This is a genomic window from Kocuria sp. KSNUG (genome assembly GCF_049532735.1).
Classification (GTDB): Bacteria; Actinomycetota; Actinomycetes; order Actinomycetales; family Micrococcaceae; genus Kocuria; species Kocuria rhizophila.
Genome location: NZ_CP150981.1, coordinates 1883569 through 1903762, shown reverse-complemented (window position 1 = coordinate 1903762; position 20194 = coordinate 1883569). Strand labels below are relative to the sequence as shown.

The window sequence follows — 20194 nt, the reverse complement described above, 5'->3', positions numbered from 1 at the left end:
TGACCGTCGACCGAAAGCGCCCTCTGTGCTCAACCGCCTCCACGACCGCCTCGGACTACGCACCACACCCTCCATCTTCTTCGTCTCCGCCGCACTCATCGTGGTCTTCACGGTGGCCATGGGACTGTTCCCCGGACCGGTGCAGGGGATCTTCGGGGCCGTGGCGCACGTGCTGCGGTACGAGACGGGCTGGTTCTACACGTTCAGCGTGACCGCCCTGGTGATCTTCGCCCTGGGACTCGCGCTCAGCCGCTACGGCAGGGTCCGGCTGGGCGACGACGACTCCGCGCCCGCGTACTCCGGCCTCACCTGGTTCGGCATGCTGTTCGCCGCGGGGGTGGGCGCCGTGCTGATGTTCTGGGGTGTGGCCGAGCCCATCAACCACTACGCGAACCCGCCCATGTACGGCACGGAGCCCGGGTCGGACCAGGCCGCCGTGGAGGCCCTGAACATCGCCAACTTCCACTTCGGGCTGCACATGTGGGCCATCCTGGCCGTGCCCGGGCTGGCGTTCGGCTACTTCACGTACAAGCGCAAGCTGCCGCCGCGGGTCTCCTCCGCGTTCCACCCCCTGCTCGGGGACGGCATCCACGGCCCGTGGGGCAAGGCCATCGACATCCTCTCCATCGTGGCCACCGTGTTCGGTCTGGCGGTGTCCGTGGGCCTGGGTGCCCTGCAGATCAACAGCGGGCTGAGCTACGTGTACGGGATCCCCATGGCCGGCTGGATCCAGGCGGCCATCATCGCGGTCATCACCGCGGTGGGGCTGGCCTCTGTGCTCGCGGGCATGGAGAAGGGCGTGAAACGGCTCTCCTACGGCAACATCATCCTGGCCGTCGCCCTCATGCTGTTCGTGCTCATGGCCGGTGCCAGCATGGACACGATGCGCGCGATCGTGGAGTCCGCGGGAAGCTACGTCAACCAGCTGCCCACCCTGGCGTTCTTCAACGACACCTTCGGGGGCGGACAGTGGTCCGGCGACTGGACGGTGTTCTACTGGGCCTGGACCGTCACGTGGGCGCCGTTCGTGGGCATGTTCGTGGCCAAGATCTCCCGGGGGCGCACCATCCGCCAGTTCGTGGTGGGTGTGCTGGGTGTGCCGTCCGCGTTCGTGGTGGTCTGGATGGCGATCTACGGCTACAACGCGATCCGCATCGACCGGGCCCCCGGCACGGAGGGCAGCCTCACCGAGACGATCGTGACCCAGTCCAACCCGGAGGCGGCGCTCTTCCAGTTCCTGCAGTCCATGCCGTTCTTCGGCGTCACCGCGTTCGTGGCCCTGATCGTGATCACCATCTTCTTCATCACCTCGATCGACTCCGGGGCCCTGGTCATGGACGCCATGGCCAACGGTCACGAGGACGAGGGCCCCCGCCGGCAGCGCATCTTCTGGACCCTCTCCGTGGGTGCGGTGTGCACGGCCATCGTGCTGACCTCGGGGGAGAACGGGCTCAACGCCCTGCAGGAGGTCATCATCGTGATCGGCGCACCCGTGATGCTGCTCGAGGTGCTGCAGGCCGTGATGCTGCTGCAGGCCCTGCGCCAGGACGCGGGCACCGCGCGTCCCATGCGCACGCGGCAGTGGAAGCGCGTCCTGCCCGCGGAGGAGTACCACCGCCGGGCGCAGGAGGACACCTCGGCGGTGTCCGAGTACGTGATCCGTCCCGAGTACGAGGTGGGCACGGAACCGGAGCACGACACGCACCAGCCGCGCACGTGGCACTGGCAGCGCGAGCAGGAGGGCCGTCCGGTCTTCCAGCTCGCCCTCACCGGTGGCGCCTCGGCGGGCAAACGCACCGCCGCGCACGCGTTCGAGGAGCTCGGTGCGGTCATGCTCGACAGCGTGCAGATGTGGCAGGAGCTGCTCGAGCCCGGCACACAGACCCGCGCGGAGGTGGACCGGATCTTCGGGGAGCAGCTGCCCACGGGGCCCGGCGCGGGTGCCGCGGACACCACGGAGGCCCTGGACGAGCTGATGGCCGGCAACGACACCGTCCGGGCCCGCGCCCACGAGCTGCTGCTGCCGCACATGCGGGAGTCCGCGCGGCGTCGTGCCCGCGAGGCCGGGCCGGACCGCGTGGTGGTCCAGGTGCTGCGGGACCCCCTGGAGACCGAGCAGCGGGACCGCTTCGACCTCGTGGTCGCGGTGGCGGCACCGGCCGAGGAGCGCGTGCAGCGCCTGCGCCGGGACGAGGGGGTGCCCGCGGACGTCGCGTGGGAGATCGTGGACCAGGCCCCGTCCGACGACGAGACCCGCGAGGTCGCCGACCGCGTGATCGTCAACGACGGCGGCGTCGAGCGGGTGCGCGAGCAGGTGCGGGAGATCTGGGAGGACACCGTCCGCCCGGTCCTCGACGAGGACGAGCCCCAGGAGGTGGCCGACGATGACCACGCCGTTCGCACGCCCGGGACGCACTGACGTGCTGCGCGTGGGCCTCACGGGAGGCATCGCCTCCGGGAAGTCGACCGTGTCCCGCTGCCTGGCGGAGCTCGGGGCGGTGGTGGTGGACGCGGACGCGATCGCGCGCCGGCTGCAGGAACCGGGAGAAGCCGGCTACGAGGCCGTGGTCGAGCACTTCGGGGACACCGTGGTGGATGCGGCCACCGGGCGCCTGGACCGCGCGGCGCTGGCGGGGATCGTGTTCGCGGACGAGGCCCGGCTCGCGGAGCTCAACGCCGTCATGCACCCCCTGGTGCGGGCCGAGGCCGCACGGCTCGCGGACGCCGTCCCGCCGGGGGGCGTGCTCGTGCAGGACATCCCCCTCCTCGTGGAGACCGGTCAGCATGCGGACATGGACCGCGTGCTGGTGGTCGAGGCCCCCGAGGACGAGCGGGTGCGGCGCATGGTCGCCGACCGCGGCATGGACCCGGACGACGCACGACGCCGCATCGCCGCCCAGGCCTCGGACGCCCAGCGCCGCGCCGTGGCCACCACGGTGTTCGACAACTCGGGCACGCGTGAGGACCTCGTGCGCCAGGTGCACGAGTGGTGGGCGGAGGAGACGGGCTGAGCCGGAGCCCGGACCGCGGCCGCCGCTGGTCGTCGATTGCCTCGGGTTCTCCGGGCCCGGCCGTGGCAGCTTTCGACCGTGCCGTGGCCGGGCCCGCAGCGTGCTGCGCGCCCGGGTGCGGTGGCGCACCCGGGCGGCCGTGCGGCGTCGTCGTGCGTGTCGGAGGGCCCGCGTAGCCTGGTGCCATGTCGCTCGCCCAGAAGATCAACCGTGTGGTCGCCCCGTTCGAGGTCGTGTCCGAGTTCCAGCCCGCCGGGGACCAGCCCAAGGCCATCGCGGAGCTCTCGGAGCGGATCCAGGGCGGGGAGAAGGACGTGGTGCTCATGGGCGCCACGGGCACCGGCAAGTCCGCCACGGCGGCCTGGCTGATCGAGGCCGTGCAGCGGCCCACGCTGCTGCTCGTGCAGAACAAGACGCTCGCGGCGCAGCTGGCCAACGAGCTGCGGGAGCTGCTGCCGAACAACGCCGTGGAGTACTTCGTCTCCTACTACGACTACTACCAGCCCGAGGCCTACGTCCCGCAGACGGACACCTTCATCGAGAAGGACTCCTCCATCAACGAGGAGGTCGAGCGGCTGCGCCACTCCGCCACCAACGCGCTGCTGACCCGCCGGGACACCGTGGTGGTCTCCACCGTGTCCTGCATCTACGGCCTCGGCACGCCCGAGGAGTACGTCAAGCAGATGGTGACCCTGGCCGTGGGCCAGGAGATGGACCGGGACGCCCTGCTGCGCCAGTTCGTGAACATGCAGTACGTGCGCAACGACGTCGACTTCCACCGCGGCACGTTCCGCGTGCGCGGGGACACTGTGGAGATCATCCCCATGTACGAAGAGAACGCCCTGCGCATCGAGTTCTTCGGGGACGAGATCGAGGCCATCTACACCCTGCACCCGCTCACCGGGGAGGTCATCAACGAGGAGCGGGAGATGTACGTGTTCCCGGCCTCCCACTACGTGGCCGGTGCGGAACGGATGGCCACGGCCATCGAGTCCATCCAGAACGAGCTGCAGGAGCGGCTGCAGGAGCTCGAGTCCCAGAACAAGCTCGTGGAGGCCCAGCGGCTGCGCATGCGCACCCAGTACGACCTCGAGATGATGGAGCAGATGGGCTACTGCAACGGCATCGAGAACTACTCGCTGCACATCGACGGCCGCCCGCGCGGCTCCGCCCCCCACTGCCTGCTGGACTACTTCCCGGACGACTTCCTGCTGATCATCGACGAGTCCCACGTGACCGTGCCCCAGATCGGCGGCATGTACGAGGGGGACATGTCCCGCAAGCGCACCCTGGTGGACCACGGTTTCCGGCTTCCCTCCGCCATGGACAACCGCCCGCTGAAGTGGGACGAGTTCCTGGAGCGGATCGGTCAGACCATGTACATGTCCGCCACCCCCGGACCGTACGAGATGTCCAAGGTGGACTCGGTGGTGGAGCAGATCATCCGCCCCACGGGTCTGGTGGACCCGCAGGTGGTCGTGAAGCCCACCAAGGGCCAGATCGACGACCTCCTGGAGCAGATCGAGCTGCGCGTGGAGCGGGACGAGCGCGTCCTGGTGACCACCCTGACCAAGCGCATGGCCGAGGACCTCACCGAGTACCTCATGGAGCACGGGGTCAAGGTGCAGTACCTGCACTCGGACGTGGACACCCTGCGTCGTGTGGAGCTGCTGCGCGAGCTGCGCATGGGCACCTTCGACGTCCTCGTGGGCATCAACCTGCTGCGTGAGGGCCTGGACCTCCCCGAGGTGTCCCTGGTGGCCATCCTGGACGCGGACAAGGAGGGCTTCCTGCGCTCCACCACGTCCCTGATCCAGACCATCGGCCGTGCCGCCCGCAACGTGTCCGGCGAGGTCCACATGTACGCGGACAAGATCACGCGCTCCATGGACGTGGCCATCGAGGAGACCAACCGCCGCCGCGAGATCCAGGTGGCGTACAACACCGAGCACGGGATCGACCCCCAGCCCCTGCGCAAGAAGATCGCGGACATCACGGACCAGCTGGCCCGCGAGGACGAGGACACCAGGACCCTGCTGGCCCAGCGCTCCGCGGCCAACAACCACACCGCCCCCGTCAAGGGCGGCAAGGGGAAGAACTCCGAGAAGGACCAGGCCGCGGCTGCCGCGGAGTCCAAGCTGCTGCGGGACGGCGTGGCCGCGGCGCCCGCCGAGGACCTCGTCCAGCTCATCGAGGACCTCAGCGAGCAGATGCGCAATGCCGCAGCCGAGCTCAAGTTCGAGCTGGCCGGCCGGCTCCGGGACGAGATCGCGGACCTCAAGAAGGAGCTGCGGCGCATGAAGGACGCCGGCCACGCGTGAGCGGGGCCACGTCCCTCCTGGCCACGCCAAGGGGTCGGGTAAACTGGCGGTCCTGTACGGCCCGCACCCGGGTTGTTCCCTGTCGTCATCTCACCTAAGGGGTACCCGTGGACATCTCCAGTCTGCAGTGGGGTCTCACCATTGCACTGATCGTGGGTCTGCTGGCCTACGACTTCATCTTCCACGCCCGCAAGCCGCACGAGCCGACCGTCAAGGAAGCGGCCATGTGGACGGGGCTGTACGTGTCCCTCGCGCTGCTGTTCGGGCTGGTCGTCCTGTTCCTCGACGGCCCCACCTACGCGGCGGAGTACTACGCCGGCTTCGTCACGGAGCAGGCGCTGTCCGTGGACAACCTGTTCGTGTTCCTCATCATCATGGCGTCCTTCAAGGTGCCCCGCGCGGACCAGCAGAAGGTGCTGCTGTTCGGCATCGTGGTGGCGCTGATCGCCCGCACGGTGTTCATCTTCGTGGGCGCGGCCGCCATCAACCGCTGGTCCGCGCTGTTCTACGTGTTCGGTCTCTTCCTCATCTACACCGCGGGCAACCTGGTCAAGGGTGAGGTCACCGACTCCGCGGAGGACGAGGACGCCAACAACATCATGGTCCGGCTGGCCAAGCGCTTCCTCAAGACCACGGACGAGTACGACGGCGACAAGCTGTTCACCCAGGTGGACGGCAAGCGCGTGATGACGCCCATGCTGCTGGTCATGGTGGCGATCGGCCTCACGGACATCATGTTCGCGCTGGACTCGATCCCGGCGATCTTCGGCCTCACCCAGGAGACCTACATCGTCTTCACGGCCACGGCGTTCTCCCTCATGGGTCTGCGCCAGCTGTACTTCCTGATCGACGGTCTTCTGGACCGGCTCATCTACCTCTCGTGGGGCCTGGCCATCATCCTGGGCTTCATCGGTGTGAAGCTCATCCTGCACGCGCTGCACGAGAACACCCTGTCGTTCATCAACGACGGTGAGCCGGTGCACGTGGTCGAGGTGACCACCGGGTTCTCCCTGGCCGTGATCGTGGGCGTTCTGGTCCTCACGGTCCTGGCGTCCCTCTTCAGCCCCAAGGGCCGCGCGGTGCGCATCATCAACGGCGCACGCGACTGGTCCGAGCGCTACCTCGAGATGCCGGAGTCGGCGCCCGTGGAGGAGCGCACCAAGGCCGCCGAGAAGATGAAGAAGTACCGCGAGCAGCTGCCCACCGTGAAGGCCAAGTACCGGGACGAGCTCATCGAGTCCGAGGCCCGCTACCACGACCTGCTGGAGCGTGCCCACGGTCTGCGGCAGGAGCGGCTGGCCGAGGCCGAGCGCCAGAACTGACCCGAGCGGGCTGAGAAACCTGCCGCCCCCTGCGACGTCCCTCCTGCCCCGCGGCGGAGGGACGTCGTCGTTTTCCGGATTCCTCTGGGCCCACGGGTCCGGCACGGGTAGAATGGATCTCGATCAAGGGAGTATCCCTCACCTCCGTGCACGTCAATACGTCCAGCGCCGCCGCTGGGCCGGGTGCGGACCACGTTCCTGCCGGCCCCGGGTCGGAGAGCGTGGGGGAGAGACTTGTGCGGTTCATCCCACCCACAAGGAGTTCCCACCGTGGAAATCACCACGTTGCAGTGGTCTGTCACCATTGCGTTCATCCTGGGCCTGCTGGCCTACGACTTCATCTTCCACGTGCGCAAGGCGCACGAACCCTCCATCAAGGAAGCGGCCGTCTGGTCCGCCGTGTACGTGGGCATCGCGCTGCTGTTCGGTCTCGTGATCCTGTGGCTGGACGGTCCCACCATGATGGCCGAGTACTACGGCGGCTACGTCACGGAGAAGGCGTTGTCCGTGGACAACCTCTTCGTGTTCCTGATCATCATGGGCTCGTTCGCCGTGCCCCGGGCGGACCAGCAGAAGGTGCTGCTGTTCGGCATCATCTTCGCGCTCGTGGCCCGCACCGTGTTCATCTTCGCGGGAGCGGCGGCCATCAACGCCTTCTCGTGGGTGTTCTACCTCTTCGGTCTCATCCTGATCTTCACGGCCGGCAACCTCATCAAGGGGGAGATGTCGGAGAACGCCTCCAACGAGGCGGACAACATCGTGGTGCGCCTGGCCCGGAAGGTCTTCCACACCACGGACTACTACGACGGTGACAAGCTCTTCACCGTGCACAACGGCAAGCGCGCCCTGACCCCCATGCTCCTGGTCATGGTGGCGATCGGCGGCACGGACATCCTCTTCGCGCTGGACTCGATCCCCGCCATCTTCGGGCTCACGCAGGAGCCGTACATCGTCTTCACGGCCACGGCGTTCTCGCTCATGGGCCTGCGCCAGCTGTACTTCCTGATCGACGGTCTGCTGGACCGCCTGATCTACCTCTCGTGGGGCCTGTCGATCATCCTGGCTTTCATCGGCGTGAAGCTCATCCTGCACGCGCTGCACGAGAACACGCTGCCGTTCATCAACAACGGTGAGCACGTGGACGTGGTGGAGATCGGCATCGGCACGTCCCTCGCCGTGATCCTCTCGGTGCTCGCCATCACGGTCCTGGCGTCTCTCTACAGCCCCAAGGGTCGCGCGCTGCGCACCATCCAGAAGACCCAGGACCTCACCGAGCGGTACCTGGCACTGCCCGCGGACGCCCCGGCCGAGCAGCGCAACCGGATCGACGCCGAGCTCGCCGATCTGCAGGCGCACTTCCCGAAGATGTCGGAGAAGCACAAGAACGAGCTCATCGAGCACCGGGCCCGGTTCCGGACCATGCTCGAGACCGCACGCGGCCAGCACCGGGAGTTCGCGGAGACCGGGGCGGTGCAGACGCCCTCCCCGGACTTCACGCCGGACGGCGAGGGTGAGCGGACGGCCGCTGATTCGCCGGGCGGCGACAGCGGGCGCGGCGCCGGCTCGTCACCCGCGTAGCACGACGCCGCACGGCACCCTGACCGGGCCCGTTCCCTACCCGGGGAACGGGCCCGGCGGCGTCGAGCACCACAGCGCCGCGCCCGCGAACAGGGCCGCCCACAGGAGCGAGGCGAGGGTGCCGATGATGAACTGCTCCCGCTGCTGCGCGTTGGTGAACTCGCCGTAGCGCGCGAGGCCCTTGACCGCCACGACCACACCGATGCCCGCGACCATGCCGGTGAGCAGCGAGACGATGGCCGCGGCACGTTCCAGGGCACCGATCACGAGGCCCCCGCGCAGGGGCGGGTCCACGGGTTCCGCGGCGGCCTCGGAATCCACCCAGGGACTCTCGGAGGGCTGGGCGCGCACGGCGGAGAGGTCCGCGAAGCGGAAGACGGCGCGGACCACGGGATCCCCGGAGAGCGCCCCCGCCACGAGCAGGGCGGGGTACGCCCACTCGCGCGGCACGGTGCCCGCGGCCCAGGTCCAGGCCACGGTGACCAGCAGGAGCGTGAGCGGCAGCACCACGGTGGTGAGCGGTCGCACGTGGTTCATGAGCGGTGCCCCCTGTCCGCCGGGGTGGCGGGTGCGGCCGACGTCGTGTCCTCGGACCCGGCCTGGGCGTCCGCGAGCTCGAGCAGGGCGACCACCGTGGTCCGCGCGTCGCGCTCCTCCCGCCACAGTGCGGCGTCGAGCCGCCGGGACACCGAGGACTGCGTGATGCCGAGGCGCTCGGCCATCTGCTGCTGCGTGAGTCCGGTGTCTGCGAGTGCCGCTGTCTGGATCCCCGACGCGGTCCTGCGCCGGCGCACGGCGCACACGAGGTCCAGCACGGAGCCCGTGCGCTCCGCCCACGCGCCACCGTGGACGGCGGGGGAGTCGGAGTCCTTGGCGGCCTGGACGGCCTCCCGGGCCGCCACGAGGGCAGGACCGGTGCTCTCGCGCACCGCGCCGGCGAGGGGAAGGTCCACCGGGCCGAGGCCGAGCCCCACGTGCCACTCGCCGGTGTCGGCCAGGGCTAGCGCGGCGGCGAGGACCGCGGCGGCGTCGTCGTAGAGGGCTTGGAGCTCGTCCCCCGCGGTGATGTCCCACGGGAGCACGGGGGAGGGGAGATCACGCTGGCACGATGCCAGGTGCTCCCGCATGTTCAGGCGCGGGCCGTCCCTGCGGGAGTCGCGGCGATCCACGGTGAGGGCGAACATGGACCCCATCCCTTCCTGCTATGCAACTGCAACTGCATCACGACCGAATATGCTATCCAGACTACATGCTGAAGGTGGCTGTCACCGACCGGTCTCGGTCACGGGACCCACGTTGTCCACGAGCACGGCGGGAAAACCGTCCTCGTCGGAGGCGGCCAGGTCGATGCGCGCGTTGATGCCCCAGTCGTGGTGGCCGTCGGGGTCGTCGAAGACCTGCACCACGGTCCAGAAGCCCGGCAGACCCTCGGGGTGCTCGGTGATGCGGATCAGGGAGGGGCCGCGGGACTGGGCGTCGGTGTAGATGTCCTCGTACTCGTCGAAGTACGCGTCCATGGCGTCCGCCCAGCGGTCGCGGTCCCAGCCGGACTTCTCGTCCAGGGCACCCAGCACCTTGTCCTTCTCCTGCGCGAAGAGCTCCACGCGCTGGAAGAGCGCGTTGCGCACCATCACGCGGAACGCCCGCGGGTTGGAGGTGACCCCCTCGGGCTGCTCCGCGACGAGCTCCTCCAGGGAGTCGGCGCTCGTGCCGGACGGGGACTCCTCGCCGGAGGCCAGCTTCTCCCACTCGTCCAGCAGGGAGTTGTCGGTCTGGCGGATGCTCTCGCCGAGCCACTCCACGAGGTCCGTGAGGGTCTCGGTGGTGGCGTCCACGGGCACCGTCTGGCGCAGGGCCTTGTAGGCGTCCGAGAGGTAGCGCAGCAGGATGCCCTCGGAGCGCGCCAGCCCGTAGTACTGCACGTAGTCCCCGAAGGTCATGGCGCGCTCGTACATGTCCCGCACGATCGACTTGGGGGACAGCTCGAACTGGGACACCCACGGGGCGGAACCCCGGTAGGTCTCGAAGGCCTGGTCCAGCAGCTCCTTCAGCGGCTGCGGGTAGGTGATCTCGTCCAGTTCGCGCATGCGCTCCATGTATTCGATGCCCTCGGCCTTCATGGTGGCCAGCGCCTCGCCCTTGACCTTCTTCTCCTGCATGTTCAGCACCTGGCGGGGCTTCTCCAGGGTGGCCTCGATGACCGAGACCACGTCCAGCGCGTAGGTCTCGGACTCGGGGTCCAGCAGGCCCAGGGCCGCGAGTGCAAAGGGGGAGAGGGGCTGGTTGAGCGCGAAGTTCTCCTGCAGCTCGACCGTGAGGCGGTAGCGGCGCCCGGTCTCGTCCGGTTCGGGCAGGCGTACGACCACCCCGGCGCGCAGCAGCTCCTTGAGGATGGACAGGGCGTGGCGCAGCAGGGCGCGCTGCCGGGCGCGGGGCTCGTCCACCGAGGTGAGCAGCCGGTAGCCCGCAGCGATGTTGTCCCCGGGGCGCTGCAGCATGTTGAGCACCATGGAGTGCGTGATGGCGAAGGACGAGCTCAGCTGCTCGGGGGTGGCCTCCACGAGGTGGTCGAAGGTCTTGCGGCTCCACGACACGAAGCCCTCGGGCGCCTTCTTCTTGGGCACTTGGCGCAGCTTCTTCTGGTCGTCGCCGTGCTTGGCACGTGCCTTGGCCATGGCGCGCTCGTTCTCGATCACGTGCTCGGGGGCCTGGACCACCACGGTCCCGGCGGTGTCGTAGCCGGCCCGCCCAGCGCGGCCGGCGATCTGGTGGAACTCGCGCGCGCTGAGCCGGCGGGTGCGGCGGCCGTCGTACTTGGACAGCGCGGTGATCAGCACCGTGCGGATGGGCACGTTGATGCCCACGCCCAGGGTGTCGGTGCCGCAGATGACCTTGAGCAGCCCGGTCTGCGCCAGCTGCTCCACGAGCCTGCGGTACTTGGGCAGCATGCCGGCGTGGTGCACGCCGATCCCGTGGCGCACGAGCCGGTTGAGGGTCTTGCCGAAGCCCGCCGAGAACCGGAAGTCCTTGATCAGCTCCGCCACCCGCTGCTTCTCCTCCTTGCTGAGCACGTCCACGGACATGAGGCTCTGCGCCTGCTCCGCGGCCGCCAGTTGCGAGAAGTGCACCACGTACACGGGAGCCTGGTGGGTGGTGAGCAGCTCCTCGAGCTCCTCGTGGATGGGCCGTTCCGAGTAGTAGAAGTGCAGGGGGATGGGCCGCTCGCCCGAGGAGACCAGGGACGTGGTCCGGCCCGTGGTCTCGGTGAGCCGCTGCTCGATGCGGGTGACGTCCCCCAGGGTGGCGCTCATGAGGAGGAACTGCGCCTGCGGCAGCTCGATGAGCGGCGCCTGCCACGCCCAGCCGCGCTGGGGGTCGGAGTAGAAGTGGAACTCGTCCATGACCACCAGGCCGAGGTCCGCGTCCGGTCCCTCGCGCAGGGCCACGTTCGCGAGGATCTCCGCGGTGCAGCACACGATGGGCGCGTCCGCGTTCACGGCGGAGTCCCCGGTGACCATGCCCACGTTCTCCGCCCCGAAGATCTCGCAGAGGTCGAAGAACTTCTCGGACACGAGCGCCTTGATGGGGGCGGTGTAGTAGGAGCGCTGCCCGCGCGCCAGGCCCGCGAAGTGCGCGGCCACGGCCACGGTGGACTTCCCGGAGCCCGTGGGCGTTGCGAGGATCACGTTGGACCCGTTGGCCACCTCCAGCATGGCCTCGTCCTGCGCGGGGTACAGCTCCATGTCCCGGGAGGCGATCCAGCCGAGGAACCCCTCGTAGATCTCGTCCTCGCTCAGCGGGTTGGACGCGAAGTCGCCGCGCAGGTACTGGTGACCGGGGGCGGAGAGGTCTGGGGCCAGGGAGTCGAGGAGTTTCATCCCCGCCAGCCTATCCGCCGCCGGGGACACCCACACGGGGCGCGTCAGTCCACGACGACGCCGCGCGCGGCCTTCGCATCCGCGCGGCGGCACAGCAGCGCGAACACGGCCCCGGAGAGGTTGTGCCAGACCGAGAACACCGCACCGGGCAGAGCGGCGAGCGGGGACATGTACTGGGCGGCCAGCCCCGCGGCGAGCCCCGAGTTCTGCATGCCCACCTCGATCGCGGTGGTGCGTCGGACGGCCGCGGGCTGTCCGGTCAGACGCCCCACGAGCCAGCCGAGTGCCATGCCCAGCGCGTTGTGCACCGCCACCGCCACCAGGACGAGCAGTCCCGCCTGCAGAATCTTCTCCGCAGAGCCGGAGACCACGATGGCCACGATCACCGAGATCGCGAGCACTGAGAGCCACGGCAGCACGGGCAGCAGCCGGGTGATCACCCGGGGCAGGAGGAGACGCACCACCAGGCCGGCGAGCACGGGCAGCAGCACCACCACGGCAATGGAGCGGGCCATGTCGGCCCCGTTCAGCGGCATGTACGCGCCGGCGAGCCACAGCGTCAGCAGGGGAGTGAGCAGTGGAGCCAGCAGGGTGGAGATCGACGTCATGGTCACGGACACCGCCACGTCCCCGCGGGCCAGGTAGGACACCACGTTGGAGGCGGTGCCCCCGGGCGCGCATCCCACCAGGATGACCCCGGCCGCGATCTCGGGCGGCAGCTGCAGGGCCCACGTGACGAGCACGGCGATCCCGGGCATGAGCACGTACTGCGCCAGGACCCCCAGCACGACCGGCACCGGCCGCCTGGCCACCAGCGCGAAGTCCGCGGGGCGCAGGGTGAGCCCCATCCCGAACATCACGAGTCCGAGCAGGGGGTTGGTCCAGCTCGCGGCCTGGTGGACGGTCGGTGCGAACAGGTACCCGCCCAGTCCGCCCGCGAGCACGAGCAGGGGGAACACCAGCACCGCCACGTAGGCGGCGCGGTCCGCGGAGGACTGCGCGGCGGCGTCGTGCCCGGTGGCATCCGCGGGCGAGGCGGGTGAGCTCACCAGCCGCGCTCTTCCCACTCCCGCAGGTGCGGCCGCTCGGCGCCCAGGGTGGTGGGCTCGCCGTGGCCCGGGTGGATCACAGTGTCGTCGTCGAACCGGTCGAAGATGCGCTCGGTGACGTCCCGGAAGAGCTGACGGAAGTCCTCGGGGGAGTTCGTCTTCCCCAGCCCGCCGGGGAACAGGGAGTCCCCCGTGAAGATGTGGGCGGGGCCCTCGGGATCCCGGTAGACCAGGGCGATCGAGCCGGGGGTGTGCCCGCGCAGCTCGAGAACCTCCAGCTCGATGCCGTCCAGCTCGGCGGTGTCCCCGTTCTCGAAGGTGAGGTCCATGGGCACGGCGATGTCGGCCTCGTCCGCGGCGCCGCACGCGGTCATGGCCTCGGCGTGGGTGGCCACGCTCTCCAGGGCGCGCACGTGGTCCCAGTGCGAGTGCGTGGTGACAATCAGCTGCAAGTTGCCCCAGTCCGAGCAGTCCCCGGAGCCGGCGGCGACCATGCCCGCGATCGCACGGGCGTCGTCGGCGGCGTCGATGAGCACCTGCGTGCCCTCGGACTTGGAGGTGAGCAGGTAGACGTTGTTGTCCATCTCGCTCACCGAGATGCGGCGGACGGTGATCCGGGCGAGTTCGATGACCTCGGTCTGCGTGGCGATCATGCCCACGAGTGTAGGCGCCGGGAGCGGTGCGGGCGAATACCACGGGGGCCTGGGAGGCCGCCCGGGGGAGATGGGGAACGCGGTGGACAGCATGCGGCGGAATATATATAGTTGCGTGAAGCAAATAATTGACGGGGAGTGGTGCGCCCACCGGCCAACTCCCGGAGGGGACAGGCATGGGCGTCTCGCACAAAACCGCCGAGGACCTGGTCCGCGACCTGCTGGAGCTGCAGCGGGCCACCCGAAGGGTGGTCAAGGCCACAGAGGCCCACCGGGGGCTGAGCGTGGTGCAGACCAACATCCTCACGCTGCTCAGCTGCGTGCCCGGACGGCGCGCCAAGGACATCGTGGCGGAGTCAACGCTCGGCGCCTCGGGGCTGAGCCGACACCTCGCCACGCTCGAGCAGCTCGGCCTCGTGTCCCGCGCTCCGGACCCCGAGGACGGACGCGCGCAGATCGTGTCCATCACGGAGGCGGGCCGGCACGCGCTGGACACCAACCTGCGGGCGGACGCGGAGAACCTCGTGTCGCGCCTCGGGGACCTCAGCGAGGAGGAGGCGGCGCGCGCGAGCGCGTCCCTGAACCGGATCACCGAGCTGTTCCTCGACTCGCTCGGGATGTCCCGGATGACCTCGCCGCCGTGGTCCGACCGCCCCCGAACCCCACAGACCAGCGCGCCCCGCGGCACCGGGTGCGGAGAGGAGCCCACCCCGTGACGCCACCCCACGACACCGCGCGCAGCACGCGCCCGGCACGCACGAGCCAGCAGGAGCACCGAGACGTCCTGCGGGCGCTGACCGGCATCCTGTCCGCCTTCTTCATGGCCATGGTCACGCTGACGATCATCGGCACCGCCCTGCCCGTGATCATGGCGGACCTGGGCGGGGACCAGACGGCGCTGTCCTGGACGGTGACCGGAACCCTGCTGGCCAACGCGGTCACCACGCCCATGTGGGGCAAGCTCGCGGATCTCTTCGACAAGAAGAAGCTCCTGCTGATGGCCATCGTGATCTTCGTGATCGGCTCCGGCGCGGCGGGTCTGGCACCGAGCATCGGCATGCTCGTGGTGGCCCGTGTGATCCAGGGTGTGGGGATGGGTGGGCTGATGGCTCTGGCCCAGACCATCCTGGGCACCATCATCCCGCCGCGTGAGCGCGGTCGCTACGCCGGGTACATGGGCGCCGTCATGGCCGTGGCCACGTCCGTGGGTCCGCTGCTGGGCGGGCTCATCGTGGACGCCTTCGGGTGGCGGTGGTGCTTCCTCATCCCGGTTCCCCTGTCCATCCTCGCGGCCATCCTGATCGTGAAGACCCTGCACCTGCCCGAGGTCACCCGGGACCGCACGCCCCAGGTGGACTTCCTGGGCATGGGGCTGCTCGCCGTGGCCACGTCCGCGCTGCTGCTGTGGGTCTCGTTCGCCGGGAAGCTCTTCGACTGGGGCTCGTGGGAGTCCGTCCTCCTGGCTGTCGTGGCGGTGCTGGGCGCTGTCGCGTTCGTGGCGGTCGAGCGCCGCGCGAGCGAACCCACCATGCCGCTGCACGTGATCACGGAGCGCACCACGGTGCTCGCGATCATCGCGGCGATCGCCACGGGTGCCGCGATGTTCGCCTCCACCACGTACCTGGGCCAGTACTTCCAGCTCGGCCAGGGGTACAGCCCCACCGAGTCGGGTCTGCTCATGCTCCCGCAGGTCGTGGGGTCCTTCCTGGGCTCGATGGTCGCCGGGCAGCTGATCTCCCGCTTCGGACGGTGGAAGCGGATCCTGGTGATCGGCGCCGTGGTCCTGGCCGTGGGTCTGTTCCTCGGCTCGCAGCTGACCCACACCACCCCCGCGTGGCTCGTGGGCGTCTACATCTGCCTGGTGGGCCTGGGTGTGGGCACGCTCAACCAGAACCTCGTGCTCGCCGTGCAGAACACCGTGGGTCTCAAGGACATGGGCTCCGCATCCTCCGCGGTGGCCTTCTTCCGCACCGTGGGCGGTGCCGTGGCCGTCTCGCTGTTCGGTGCGCTGCTCACGCGCCACCTCACCACGGAGATGGCCAGCTTCGCCGCCGAGCACGGCATGGACGCCTCGGCCGCGCCCGACGCCGCGTCGATCGACTTCGCGGGTCTGCCCCCGGCCGCCCTCGAGGCCGTGCGCGAGGCGTACGGCACAGGCACCGGGCTGCTGTTCCTGGTGGCGGGCGTCGCCTCGCTCGTGACCCTGCTGTGCGTGCTCCTCATGAAGGAGGTTCCGCTGCGCACCACCGTGGACGTGGCCGAGGTGGACCCGGACACGGGCGAGATCACCGTGGTGACCCGGCAGGTGGACCCGGTGGAGGCCGCCGGGCTGCGCATGCAGCGTGCGGAGACGGGGCAGATCCCCGTGATCGACCCGGACGCCACGGGTCTGCGCCGCGGCCGCGGCGAGCAGGGCACGGACCCCGCGCAGGCGGCCCGGGCGGCGTCGACCGCGGAGGCCGCGGCCGTGGAGAACTCGGCGCCGGAGCGCTCGGGCCCCGGGCGTCACGCGCAGGGCGGGGTGGCCGACGACGCCGCCGGCCGGCCTTCGGGCCGAGCTCGCCACCGCGCGTGAACCCGCACCCGGGGCCGGGCGGCTGCTGCCGTGTCGGGGCCGGGTACTAGAGTTGCAGCCGTGTCAGAGCGAACCCACGAAACGTCCAGCGAACGCCCCTCCACGTCCGTTCTCGCGGAACGGACCGCGCACGAGCACGCCCCCGCCACCCGCGCCTCAGGGGTCTCCGACCTCACGGAGATCGTGGTCCAGGGTGCCCGCGAGCACAACCTCAAGAACGTGGACCTCACCATTCCGCGTGACTCCATGGTGGTGTTCACGGGTCTGTCCGGATCCGGGAAGTCCTCCCTCGCGTTCGACACCATCTTCGCGGAGGGTCAGCGGCGCTACGTGGAGTCCCTGTCCTCCTACGCCCGCATGTTCCTGGGCCGGGTGGACAAGCCGGACGTCGACTTCATCGAGGGGCTGTCCCCGGCGGTGTCGATCGACCAGAAGTCCACGTCCCGCAACCCGCGCTCCACGGTGGGCACCATCACCGAGATCTACGACTACATGCGCCTGCTCTGGGCCCGCATCGGCCGGGCCCACTGCCCGGTGTGCGGCGAGCCCATCACCCGGCAGACCCCCCAGCAGATCGTGGACCAGCTGCTTGAGCTGCCGGAGCGCACCCGCTTCATGGTGCTGGCGCCCGTGGTCAAGGGCCGCAAGGGCGAGTTCCAGGACCTCTTCCAGCAGCTGAGCCAGCAGGGCTACGCGCGCGCCGTCGTGGACGGCGAGACCGTGCAGCTCGAGGACGCCCCCAAGCTCAAGAAGCAGTACAAGCACACCATCGACGTGGTGGTGGACCGCCTCACCGCCAAGCCGGATGCCCGCCAGCGGCTCACGGACTCCGTGGAGACCGCGCTCAACCTCGCGGACGGCCGCGTGGTCGTGGAGCTCGTGACCCGCGAGGGGGAGGAGTCCCCGTGGCAGGACGTGCGGCGCACGTTTTCCGAGAACCTCGCGTGCCCCAACGAGCACGAGCTGCAGACGGACGAGATCGAGCCCCGCTCGTTCTCCTTCAACGCGCCCTTCGGTGCGTGCCCCGAGTGTGACGGCATCGGCTCGCGGCTCGAGGTGGACGAGGACCTCGTGGTGCCCAACCCGGATCTCTCCCTCGTGGAGGGCGCCATTGCCCCGTGGTCCCTCGGCAAGGCCACGAGCGAGTACTGGAACCGGCTGCTCGCCGGCCTCGGCAAGGAGGTGGGCTTCGACATGGTCACACCGTGGAAGGACCTCCCCGCCAAGGCCCGCAAGGCCGTGCTCGAGGGCAAGGACCACAAGGTCACCGTGGCCTACCGCAACCGGTGGGGCCGCGAGCGCAAGTACTCGCAGGGCTTCGAGGGCGTGTACGGCTACATCAAGCGCAAGCACGAGGAGACCGAGTCCGACCACGCCAAGGACCGCTACGAGCAGTACATGCGCCAGGTGGCGTGCCCGGCGTGCGGCGGTGCCCGGCTGAATCCCACCATTCTGGGCGTGACCGTGGGCGGGAAGAACATCGCGGAGGCCACCCGGCTGCCCATGCGGGAGTCGCTCACGTTCTTCGAGGAGCTCGAGCTCAGCGACCGTGACGCGCAGATCGGCGACCAGGTGCTCAAGGAGATCGTCGCGCGCCTCACGTTCCTGATCGACGTGGGGCTCGACTACCTCAACCTCGAGCGCGCGGCGGCCACGCTGTCCGGCGGCGAGGCGCAGCGCATCCGCCTGGCCACGCAGATCGGTGCGGGACTCGTGGGCGTGCTCTACGTCCTGGACGAGCCCTCGATCGGTCTGCACCAGCGTGACAACCGCCGCCTCATCGACACCCTGCTGCGGCTGCGGGACATGGGGAACACGCTCATCGTGGTCGAGCACGACGAGGACACCATGCGCGAGGCCGACTGGATCGTGGACGTGGGCCCGGGTGCGGGCATCCACGGCGGTGACGTGGTGCACTCCGGGACCTACGAGCAGCTGCTCGAGAACCGGAAGTCGATCACTGCGGACTACCTCACCGGCCGGTCGCTGATCGAGGTGCCCGCACGGCGTCGTCCGGTGGACCGCAAGCGGCAGCTCACCGTGGTGGGGGCCAAGGAGAACAACCTCCAGAACCTCACGGTGGACTTCCCCCTGGGCGTCTTCGTGGCGGTCACCGGAGTCTCCGGGTCCGGCAAGTCCACGCTGGTCAACGACATCCTCTACACCAGCCTGGCCAACCAGCTCAACGGCGCCAAGCAGGTGCCCGGGCGGCACCGGCGCATCGACGGCCTGGAGCACCTGGACAAGGTGGTGCACGTGGACCAGAGCCCGATCGGGCGCACCCCGCGCTCCAACCCCGCCACCTACACCGGGGTGTTCGACCGGATCCGCAAGCTGTTCGCGGAGACCCAGGAGGCCAAGGTGCGCGGCTACCAGCAGGGCCGCTTCTCCTTCAACGTCAAGGGCGGGCGCTGCGAGGCGTGCTCCGGGGACGGCACCCTGAAGATCGAGATGAACTTCCTCCCGGACGTCTACGTGCCCTGCGAGGTGTGCAAGGGCGCGCGGTACAACCGGGAGACCCTGGAGGTGCACTACAAGGGCAAGAACATCGCCGAGGTGCTCGACATGCCCATCGAGGAGGCCGCGGAGTTCTTCGCGCCCTTCACCGCCATCGCGCGCTACCTCAACACCCTCGTGGAGGTGGGTCTGGGCTACGTGCGCCTCGGCCAGCCCGCCACCACGCTCTCCGGCGGTGAGGCGCAGCGCGTGAAGCTCGCCGCCGAGCTGCAGAAGCGCTCCAACGGCCGCACCATCTACGTGCTGGACGAGCCCACCACGGGGCTGCACTTCGAGGACATCCGCAAGCTGCTGAAGGTGCTGCAGAGCCTCGTGGACAAGGGCAACAGCGTGATGACCATCGAGCACAACCTGGACGTGGTGAAGTCCGCGGACTGGATCGTGGACCTCGGACCGAACGGCGGTTCCGGGGGCGGCACCGTGGTGGCGCAGGGCACCCCGGAGGAGGTGGCCGAGAACGAGGACAGCTTCACCGGGCAGTTCCTGCGCGAGGTGCTGGAGAACTCGGCGGCCCGCGAGAGCGCCCACCGGGCCGGCTCCCCGGAACCCGCGGCGGCCGCCACGGGGCAGGGCGGGGCCCACGGGGCGTCGTCGTGAGCGGTCAGCGTCCCGTGGTGCTGTGGGACCTGGACGGAACGGTCCTGGACCCGGCCGGCGCCATCACGGAGGGCATCGCCGAGGCACTGTGGGCGTGCGGCTTCGAGGCGCCCGAGAACCTGGAGCGGTTCGTGGGCCCGCCCATCGGGGAGTCGCTGCGGCGCTTCACGGACGTCCCCGAGGAGCAGATCCCCCAGGTGGTCTCCGTCTACCGTTCCGGCTACCTCACGGAGGGGCTCGAACGGACGCGCATCTATCCGGGGATCGGGGAGATCCTGCAGTCGCTGCACGCGAGCGGGGTGCGCCAGGCCGTGGCGACCCAGAAGCCGGAGCACATCGCGGTGGAGGTCGTGTCCAGGTTCGGGTTGGGGGAGTACTTCGAGACCGTGAGCGGCGCCTCGGACGACCTCGCCCCGCCCACGAGCGGTGCCGGGCAGATGCACGACAAGCCCGCCATCGTGGGCGAGGCCCTGCGCCGGCTGGGTGCCCTGCCGCCGGATCCGGCGCGCACGGTCATGATCGGCGACCGCAGCTACGACGCCGATGGCGCGCGCAGCCACGGCATCGACTGCCTCGGCGCGGGGTGGGGTTTCGCGCAGCCCGGCGAGCTGGACACGGGGTGTGCCGCGCTCGCCCGGGAGCCCGGTGATTTGGCACACTTGCTCAGTCGGTACACGGACCTCTAGGGAGCAC

The 20194-nt window shown here is 69.7% G+C and carries 14 protein-coding genes; 9 read left to right on the top strand and 5 right to left on the bottom strand.

Annotated features, from left to right (window positions below; translation table 11 throughout):
* Positions 1-25 precede the first annotated feature (25 nt).
* From AABM36_RS08215 to AABM36_RS08195, 5 genes are all read left to right on the top strand, one after another.
* Positions 26-2419 carry a dephospho-CoA kinase gene (locus tag AABM36_RS08215; protein ID WP_121240752.1) on the top strand — a complete coding sequence of 798 codons (2394 nt, stop codon included), beginning with the start codon at positions 26-28 and terminating at the stop codon, positions 2417-2419.
* Positions 2385-3011, top strand: coding sequence for a dephospho-CoA kinase (gene coaE, locus AABM36_RS08210; RefSeq protein WP_121240750.1), 627 nt, complete (start codon positions 2385-2387; stop codon positions 3009-3011). The genes AABM36_RS08215 and coaE overlap by 35 nt, the downstream gene beginning before the upstream one ends.
* A 185-nt stretch (positions 3012-3196) precedes the next feature.
* Positions 3197-5332, top strand: a complete 2136-nt coding sequence (gene uvrB, locus AABM36_RS08205) for an excinuclease ABC subunit UvrB (protein ID WP_191550714.1) — start codon at positions 3197-3199, stop codon at positions 5330-5332.
* 107 nt (positions 5333-5439) lie between these two features.
* Complete coding sequence (locus AABM36_RS08200) at positions 5440-6654, top strand: TerC family protein (RefSeq protein ID WP_121240746.1); 1215 nt, start codon at positions 5440-5442, stop codon at positions 6652-6654.
* 270 nt (positions 6655-6924) lie between these two features.
* Positions 6925-8232 (top strand): TerC family protein, encoded by a 1308-nt coding sequence (locus tag AABM36_RS08195; RefSeq protein ID WP_224764863.1) that lies wholly within the window; start codon positions 6925-6927, stop codon positions 8230-8232.
* A gap of 36 nt (positions 8233-8268) precedes the next feature.
* On the opposite strand, the gene AABM36_RS08190 is transcribed toward AABM36_RS08195, so the two are convergent.
* The 5 genes from AABM36_RS08190 to AABM36_RS08170 all read right to left on the bottom strand — a co-directional run bounded on the left by AABM36_RS08190 (position 8269) and on the right by AABM36_RS08170 (position 13812).
* Complete coding sequence (locus AABM36_RS08190; protein WP_039101212.1) at positions 8269-8769, bottom strand: hypothetical protein; 501 nt, start codon at positions 8767-8769, stop codon at positions 8269-8271.
* Positions 8766-9416: a transcriptional regulator gene (locus tag AABM36_RS08185; protein ID WP_065118177.1), complete on the bottom strand. Its 651-nt coding sequence runs from the start codon at positions 9414-9416 to the stop codon at positions 8766-8768. The genes AABM36_RS08190 and AABM36_RS08185 overlap by 4 nt, the downstream gene beginning before the upstream one ends.
* Positions 9417-9497: 81 nt before the next feature.
* Entirely contained in the window at positions 9498-12110 is a 2613-nt protein-coding gene (locus tag AABM36_RS08180) for a DEAD/DEAH box helicase (protein WP_423445714.1), read from the bottom strand.
* A 44-nt stretch (positions 12111-12154) separates the two neighbouring features.
* Positions 12155-13159, bottom strand: coding sequence for a bile acid:sodium symporter family protein (locus tag AABM36_RS08175; protein ID WP_019309151.1), 1005 nt, complete (start codon positions 13157-13159; stop codon positions 12155-12157).
* Entirely contained in the window at positions 13156-13812 is a 657-nt protein-coding gene (locus AABM36_RS08170; protein ID WP_029603106.1) for an MBL fold metallo-hydrolase, read from the bottom strand. Before AABM36_RS08170 ends, AABM36_RS08175 begins: the two co-directional genes overlap by 4 nt.
* Positions 13813-13988: 176 nt before the next feature.
* Between AABM36_RS08170 and AABM36_RS08165 the strand changes: the two genes are divergently transcribed.
* From AABM36_RS08165 to AABM36_RS08150, 4 genes are all read left to right on the top strand, one after another.
* Complete coding sequence (locus AABM36_RS08165) at positions 13989-14528, top strand: MarR family winged helix-turn-helix transcriptional regulator (protein WP_019309153.1); 540 nt, start codon at positions 13989-13991, stop codon at positions 14526-14528.
* Positions 14525-16387, top strand: coding sequence for an MDR family MFS transporter (locus AABM36_RS08160; protein ID WP_259919772.1), 1863 nt, complete (start codon positions 14525-14527; stop codon positions 16385-16387). Before AABM36_RS08165 ends, AABM36_RS08160 begins: the two co-directional genes overlap by 4 nt.
* A gap of 183 nt (positions 16388-16570) precedes the next feature.
* Positions 16571-19501: an excinuclease ABC subunit UvrA gene (gene uvrA / locus AABM36_RS08155; protein ID WP_375543623.1), complete on the top strand. Its 2931-nt coding sequence runs from the start codon at positions 16571-16573 to the stop codon at positions 19499-19501.
* Complete coding sequence (locus AABM36_RS08150) at positions 19498-20187, top strand: HAD hydrolase-like protein (RefSeq protein ID WP_223110159.1); 690 nt, start codon at positions 19498-19500, stop codon at positions 20185-20187. The genes uvrA and AABM36_RS08150 overlap by 4 nt, the downstream gene beginning before the upstream one ends.
* The last annotated feature ends 7 nt before the right edge of the window (positions 20188-20194 follow it).

What these genes read in the sequence shown, in the direction of transcription:
- coaE (WP_121240750.1), top strand. Translation starts at nt 2,385, where the DNA reads ATGACCACGCCGTTCGCACGCCCGGGACGCACTGACGTGCTGCGCGTG.
- uvrB (WP_191550714.1), top strand. Translation starts at nt 3,197, where the DNA reads ATGTCGCTCGCCCAGAAGATCAACCGTGTGGTCGCCCCGTTCGAGGTC.
- AABM36_RS08190 (WP_039101212.1), bottom strand. Translation starts at nt 8,769, where the DNA reads ATGAACCACGTGCGACCGCTCACCACCGTGGTGCTGCCGCTCACGCTC.
- AABM36_RS08185 (WP_065118177.1), bottom strand. Translation starts at nt 9,416, where the DNA reads ATGTTCGCCCTCACCGTGGATCGCCGCGACTCCCGCAGGGACGGCCCG.
- AABM36_RS08180 (WP_423445714.1), bottom strand. Translation starts at nt 12,110, where the DNA reads ATGAAACTCCTCGACTCCCTGGCCCCAGACCTCTCCGCCCCCGGTCAC.
- AABM36_RS08170 (WP_029603106.1), bottom strand. Translation starts at nt 13,812, where the DNA reads ATGATCGCCACGCAGACCGAGGTCATCGAACTCGCCCGGATCACCGTC.
- AABM36_RS08165 (WP_019309153.1), top strand. Translation starts at nt 13,989, where the DNA reads ATGGGCGTCTCGCACAAAACCGCCGAGGACCTGGTCCGCGACCTGCTG.